Origin of the sequence: Pseudobacter sp., from assembly GCF_051955275.1 — a bacterium.
GTDB lineage: Bacteria > Bacteroidota > Bacteroidia > Chitinophagales > Chitinophagaceae > Pseudobacter.
Map to the genome: position 1 here is coordinate 22,865 of NZ_JBQCGW010000088.1, position 6,996 is coordinate 29,860.

Sequence of the window (6,996 nt, forward strand, 5' to 3'; positions counted from 1 at the left end):
TACGACGAACAACCACAGTATTGGCAAAACTTTACATGAGCGGTAACCTGAAAGCATAAAAAACCCGGACGGATTGGCAGCTCCGCCCGGGAAAGGGATAAATATAAAAAAAGTATTATCGCATCATCATTGCGGACGGCTTCTGCTCCACCGGTAAGGTCACTGTGAAAACCGATCCCACATTGGGCGTACTTTCAGCACTGATGAACCCATGATGCTTTTCCACTATCTTCTTACAGAGCGCCAGGCCGATGCCCGTTCCCTCATAATCCTTGTTCACATGCAATCTCCGGAACATATCGAACACCTGCTCCGCATACACCTGGTCAAACCCGATTCCATTGTCTTCGATGGTGATCCGGCAATAACCGGTCTCTGACACAGGGACCTTGGCTACAGCACCAGGAGGTATATTTCGTATATATATTACCGGTAGCACATCCTTCCTGCTGTACTTCAGTGCATTACCAATCAGATTGTAAAAAAGCGGACGGATCAGTCCGGGGTTCACATCCAGCTGCGGGATCTCTTCAACGTTGATCACGGCCTGTTTCTCCTGCACCGTACTATCCAGATCAACCAGTACTTCCTGGATGATCTGGTTGATATCACTTCGTACAAAATTGTCCTTTTCATCACTCACGCGCGAGAAAGCGAGGATATCCTTGATCAATGTCTGCATCCGTTCTGCCGCATTCTGGATACGGCTGATGTAAGTCTTTGCTTCACTGTCGAGCTGGTCTTTGAACTTCATCCCCAGCAGATCTCCGAAGGTGCGGATCTTCCGCAACGGCTCCTGCAGATCATGCGAGGCCATGAATGCGAACCTGTCCAGTTCCCTGTTGGCTGTTTCCAGCAGATGGATATTCTGCATCAGCTGCTGGTTGAGCTGCCTCACCATTTCTTCGGAAGCGCGCCGCTCATTGATCTCCATCTCCAGGCTGCGGTTGATGGCCTTGAGTTTCTGCTCCTGCACCAGCAACTGGTAGTTCTTGCGATAGAGGTCTACAAATACGCCCACCTTTGCGCGAAGCAATGCCGGATTTACGGGTTTATAGATATAATCAACGGCGCCGGTGCGGTATCCCTTGAAAACATTCTCCTCCCCGTAATTATTGGCTGTGATAAAAATGATAGGAATATGACGAAGTTTATCACGCTCATAGATGAGCTCCGCCGTTTCAAAACCGTTTAGGTTGGGCATTTTCACATCCATGAGGATCAGGGCGAAATCATGCTCGTTCAGCAGGATCTTAAGCGCCTGCCGTCCGGAGCTCGCTTTCACAAACTGGTAGCCATCGGGCTCCAGGATGGTCTCCATGGAGAAAAGCGAATCTTCCCTGTCGTCTACTAATAATATTTTGGAATGCATGAAGGCTTTTTGGTAGAGAATCAATATTATTTATAAAACCACACACGCATCAGACTCAGCAACTGGTCCATTTTCAAAGGCTTTGTGATGTAATCGGAAGCACCCGCCTCTATACATTTCTGCCGGTCTCCCTTCATGGCCTTGGCCGTTACAGCAATGATCGGAAGCAGGTTGTTCTTGTGCTCCCTCCTGATCTTCTGCATTGTTTCATAGCCGTCCATTTCAGGCATCATGATATCCATCAGCACCATATCTATTTTCGGTTGTTCTTCGCGGATCACCTGGATAGCTTCTTTTCCACTCTCTGCCGTGATCACATTTATATTATAACGTTCAAATACTGTTGTTAGTGCAAACAGGTTGCGTACATCATCATCCACTACCAGTATGTTCTTCCCCGTTAGAATATCTTCTTTCAACCGCACATTCTCAATTACCCTGCGTTTCTCAGGCAACAGATCTTTGTGATTGATATGAAGATGACTCACCGCCTCTTCCAGCAGGTGCTCCAGGGAGTCCACACCTTTGGTCAGCACTGCACTGGAAGTGATATTCAGCTGGTTCATCTCCTTATTATTGAAATCACGTGCGGAGTATATGATCAGCGGTGTATTGCGGTGCTTGATCTCATGCACTTTGTTCACCAGGTCCATCCCCGCCATATCCGGCAATGAATAATCCAGGATGATGCAGTCAAAAGCCTGATCAGAAATACTGCGTACTGCATCCTTTGCCGTTGTTGCTATCCGCACCTGCAGGGAATCGCTCTCCAGCATCTTCACTATCTGTGAGCTGTCCAGTTCATTGTCTTCCACCACCAGGATACTTCTCACGCTTTTGTTATGGAAAGAAATGATATCATTGAAGAGGTCATGCAATGCTTCATTATCCAGCGGCTTGAGCAGGAAGCTTCGTGCGCCACGTTTCAATGCCAGCTGTTTGTTCTCTTCACCGGAGATGAGGTGAATGGGAATATGACGATAGTTCAGATCATTGCGTAACAGTTCCAGTACTTTCCAGCCACTGGTATCGGGGAGTTTAACATCCAGTGTGATGGCGATGGGCAGGAAGCGGTTGAGGAACTCGAATACTTCCAGGTAGTTGGTGGCCACAATGGCTTTCAGTCCCACTTCATGCGCCTTCTCGATGATGATCTTGCCGAAGCGGAGATCATCCTCCACAATCAGCACTACTTTATCGCTGGGCTGGATATGGTTCCTGTCGTCACCGGCATCATTGATCATTTCATTGATGATGGCCTTGTTGCTGTTCTCGCCGGGGTCAGACACGGCATGAATATTACTGAACAGCGCATCGATCCTGCTTTTTTCAGGAACTAACTGTGATGCATAATCGCTTACAAAGTCCGGCGTTTCCCTTACCACAATTCCTTCCACATTATGCACCGGAAGGAAGAGCGTGAAGGTACTGCCCCTGGTTACTTCCGATTCCAGTTCGATGGTGCCTCCGAGCAGTTCGGCCAAACCACGGCTGATACTCAGTCCAAGTCCCGTACCGCCATATTTACGGCTGGTGGATCCTTCCGCCTGCTGGAAGGCTTCAAAGATGATATTCTGTTTTTCCGGAGGGATACCGATACCGGTATCGCTGATGGCGAATGCCACTACCCTGCCGGCATTATCGAGACGGAAATTATTGCCTGTTTTCCAGTTTCGCCTGGCCTCATAGATCTTCAGTTTCACCTCCCCTTTCTCCGTAAACTTGAATGAATTGGAGAGCAGGTTTTTGAGGATCTGGTTGAGGCGCTGCAGATCCGTTTCCATGAATTCCGGCAGTTGGGTGTCCGTTTCAATAAGGAAGCGGAGATGCTTGGCTTCTGAGATAGGCTTGAAGGTGGTTTCCACGAACATAGCGATCTCTGCAAAACGTACGGGAGAAATATTGGCCGTAATGAAACCGGATTCGATCTTGGAAAGATCGAGGATATCGTTGATGAGTTGGATAAGGTCATCACCACAGGAGTGGATGGTTTTAGCGTAGCGGATCTGTTTCTCAGACAGGTTGCCTTCCACATTCTCGTAGAGTTGCTGCGCCAGGATCAGCAGCGAATTAAGTGGCGTACGCAACTCATGGCTCATATTGGCGAGAAACTCGGATTTGTATTTGGATGTAAGCGCCAGCTGTTCCGCTTTTTCTTCGAGCGACAAACGTGCTTCTTCCACCTCACGGTTCTTGGCCTCCACTTCGTTCTTCTGCTTTACCAGCAGCAATGCTTTATCCTGCAGTTCATCATTCGTTCTTCTCAATTCTTCCTGCTGGATCTTGAGCTCACCGGCGAGCGATTGAGATTGCATCAGCAGCTCCTCCGTTCTGGAGTTGGCCTCGATAGTGTTCAATACGATACCGATACTCTCTGTAAGCTGACTGAGGAAGTCGAGGTGCGTGGAACTGAATTTTTCCAGCGATGCCAGCTCGATCACCGCCTTCACGTTGTTCTCGAACAATGCCGGCAGGATGATCAGGTTGGTTGGTTTTGTTTTGCCGAGCGCCGAGCTGATCTTGATATAATTGCCCGGGATATTATGAAGAATGATCCTTTCTTTCTCGAATGCCACCTGACCAACAAGGCCTTCGCCGATGGCAAATTCAGTTGGGATATTCTTATCTGATTTGTAGCCATAGGCCGCAAAGAGATGGAGCCTCATTTCGGAATCTTCATCATCCTGCTTCAGAATGTAGAAGGCACCGTAGTGGGCCTGTACCACCTGCGCCAGCTCGGAGAGGATCCGCTGTGCCACTGTTTTAAGGTCACGTTGCCCCTGCAACATCTGTCCGAACTGCGCCAGATTCGATTTCAACCAGTCCTGGTCCTGGTTACGCTGCGTGGTCTCCCGCAGGTTACTGATCATCTGGTTGATGGTATCTTTCAGTGATTCCACCTCACCTTTCGCTTCCACGCGGATGGTACGTGTAAGGTCACCCTTGGTTACCGCCGATGCCACTTCCGCAATGGAGCGCACCTGCGTGGTGAGGTTCTGCGCCAGCTGGTTCACGTTCTCGGTAAGGTTCTTCCAGATACCGGAAGCGCCGGGCACCGATGCCTGTCCACCCAGCTTTCCTTCCACCCCCACCTCACGGGCCACGTTGGTCACCTGGTCTGCGAAGGTGGCGAGGGTATCGATCATTTCATTGATGGTATCGATGAGCTGCGCCACCTCACCGCGAGATACGATGGCGAGTTTTTGTTTCAGGTTTCCGTTTGCCACGGAGGTCACCACTTTGGCGATACCCCGCACCTGGTTGGTGAGGTTGGAGGCCATCATGTTCACGGAGTCGGTAAGGTCTTTCCAGGTACCGGCCACCCCACGCACTTCTGCCTGGCCGCCGAGCTTACCTTCCGTACCTACTTCACGCGCCACACGGGTAACCTCAAACGCAAAAGAGTTGAGCTGTTCCACCATGGTATTGATGGTGTTCTTCAGATCGAGGATCTCTCCTTTCACGTCGATGGCCACGGTCTTCGAAAGGTCGCCCGAAGCCACGGCCTTGGTCACTTCCGCGATGTTCCTAACCTGAGCGGTGAGGTTACCGGTCATGGAGTTCACAGAATCCGTAAGATCCTTCCAGGTACCGGCTACACCGGGCACGAAGGCCTGACCACCGAGCTTTCCATCGGTACCTACTTCACGCGCCACCCGCGTTACTTCGGAGGCGAAGGCACGGAGCTGATCCACCATGGTATTGAGTGTTTCCTTCAGCTGCAGGATCTCACCGCGCACGTCCACCGTGATCTTCTTACTCATATCACCGTTGGCCACGGCGATGGCCACTTCCGCGATATTCCGCACCTGGGCGGTGAGGTTGCCGGCCATCTGGTTCACAGAATCGGTAAGATCCTTCCAGGTTCCGGCAACGCCAGGCACATTGGCCTGTCCTCCGAGCTTTCCATCAGTTCCCACCTCACGCGCTACCCGCGTTACTTCGGAAGCGAAGCCACGCAGCTGGTCCACCATGGTATTGATCGTATTCTTGAGCTCTAATATCTCTCCTTTCACATCCACGCCGATCTTACGGCTGAGGTCACCATTGGCCACCGCCGTGGTCACTTCCGCGATGTTCCGCACCTGTGAGGTGAGGTTACTCGCCATCTTGTTCACGTTATCGGTAAGGTCTTTCCAGATACCCGCCACGCCGGGTACATCGGCCTGTCCGCCCAGCTTTCCTTCCGAGCCCACTTCACGCGCCACCCGCGTTACTTCAGAGCCGAATGCATTGAGCTGGTCCACCATGGTGTTGATGGTGTTCTTCAATTCTAGGATCTCTCCCCGCACGTCCACCGTTATCTTACGGCTAAGGTCACCCTTAGCCACAGCGGTGGTCACTTCGGCGATGTTCCGCACCTGCGAGGTGAGGTTACTCGCCATCTTATTTACTGAGTTGGTAAGATCTTTCCAGGTCCCGGCCACACCGGGTACATCAGCCTGACCGCCGAGCTTTCCTTCAGAGCCCACTTCACGCGCCACACGCGTTACTTCGGAACCGAACGAGTTGAGCTGGTCCACCATGGTATTGATGGTGTTTTTCAATTCAAGGATCTCTCCTTTCACGTCCACGGTGATCTTACGGCTAAGGTCACCCTTGGCAACCGCCGTGGTCACTTCCGCAATGTTCCGCACCTGGCCGGTAAGGTTACTGGCCATCTGGTTCACGGAGTCGGTCAAATTCTTCCAGGTTCCGGCAACACCTTTTACCTGGGCCTGTCCACCGAGCTTTCCTTCCGTTCCCACTTCAAGCGCCACACGGGTAACCTCCATGGAAAAGAGGTTGAGCTGTTCCACCATGTCGTTCACCTCTTTGGCGATGCGCGCAAACTCTCCCTTGAGCACATAGCCACCGATCTCCAGCGGCATACGCTGCATGAGGTCGCCCTTGGCCACCGAGCTGATCACATGCGCGATCTCGATGGTAGGCATTACCAGGTCGGAGATGAGGAGGTTAAGACTTTCCATGCCCGCACGCCAGCTTCCTTTTGCATTGGGCAGTTCAATGCGCTGCGTGAGCTTACCCTGCTTACCGATGGTGCTGCCGGCGCGGGTAAACTCGTAGGTCATCTGCTCGTTGAGGGAAATTATTTCGTTGAGGGTATCACAGATCTTTTTGTCGCGGCCAGAGAGCCCATTACCCATCCGTACACTGAAATTCCCATTGCGTACCTCTGTCAGCACTTTGAGCAGTGCATCATGGTCCAGGCTTTCGCGGACTTTGGCAGTACCATTGGAGGAATTGATCTTTTTACCGGAAGGTTTTTTCGGGGAGCGCAGGACAGGGTTTTCAGTAACAGCCGATTTCCTGACTGTGGTGGTTTTTGGCCGGGCCATATTGAGATTAGGTTTATGAGCAATCAATTTTCTGCTCCTATTTTGCGTGAAAACCATGCCAGAATTGCATTTCAGCTGAAGTGCACATCCCTGCTGCACCTTGCATTTCAAAACTTATCAACAGAAATTGTGGATGTTGCCTATTCTCCACTATACGGGCAAAAGATTCCACACTCTGTAAAAGCCTGGCACCGCGTTTTAAAGCATATCTTAAACATAAATGCTATGAAAACAAATAACACACATCAGCAACCAAAAACTAAACAACCCAATCATTCGGTAAAA

General features: G+C 50.9%; 3 protein-coding genes. 1 reads left to right on the plus strand and 2 read right to left on the minus strand.

Going from position 1 to position 6,996, the window contains the following annotated elements:
- Positions 1-115 precede the first annotated feature (115 nt).
- The gene (locus ACTHMC_RS07740; RefSeq protein ID WP_440412302.1) at positions 116-1,372 is read right to left on the minus strand and encodes a hybrid sensor histidine kinase/response regulator; all 1,257 of its coding nucleotides are present in this window, start codon (positions 1,370-1,372) and stop codon (positions 116-118) included.
- 26 nt (positions 1,373-1,398) lie between these two features.
- Positions 1,399-6,711 (minus strand): HAMP domain-containing protein, encoded by a 5,313-nt coding sequence (locus tag ACTHMC_RS07745; protein ID WP_440412304.1) that lies wholly within the window; start codon positions 6,709-6,711, stop codon positions 1,399-1,401.
- A gap of 15 nt (positions 6,712-6,726) precedes the next feature.
- Between ACTHMC_RS07745 and ACTHMC_RS07750 the strand changes: the two genes are divergently transcribed.
- Positions 6,727-6,996 (plus strand): hypothetical protein (locus tag ACTHMC_RS07750; protein WP_440412306.1); only part of this gene is annotated, 270 nt, incomplete at its 3' end.

Bases quoted from the DNA above. Each gene is read 5' to 3' on its own strand.
- ACTHMC_RS07740 (WP_440412302.1), bottom strand. From the start codon at position 1,372: ATGCATTCCAAAATATTATTAGTAGACGACAGGGAAGATTCGCTTTTC.
- ACTHMC_RS07745 (WP_440412304.1), bottom strand. From the start codon at position 6,711: ATGGCCCGGCCAAAAACCACCACAGTCAGGAAATCGGCTGTTACTGAA.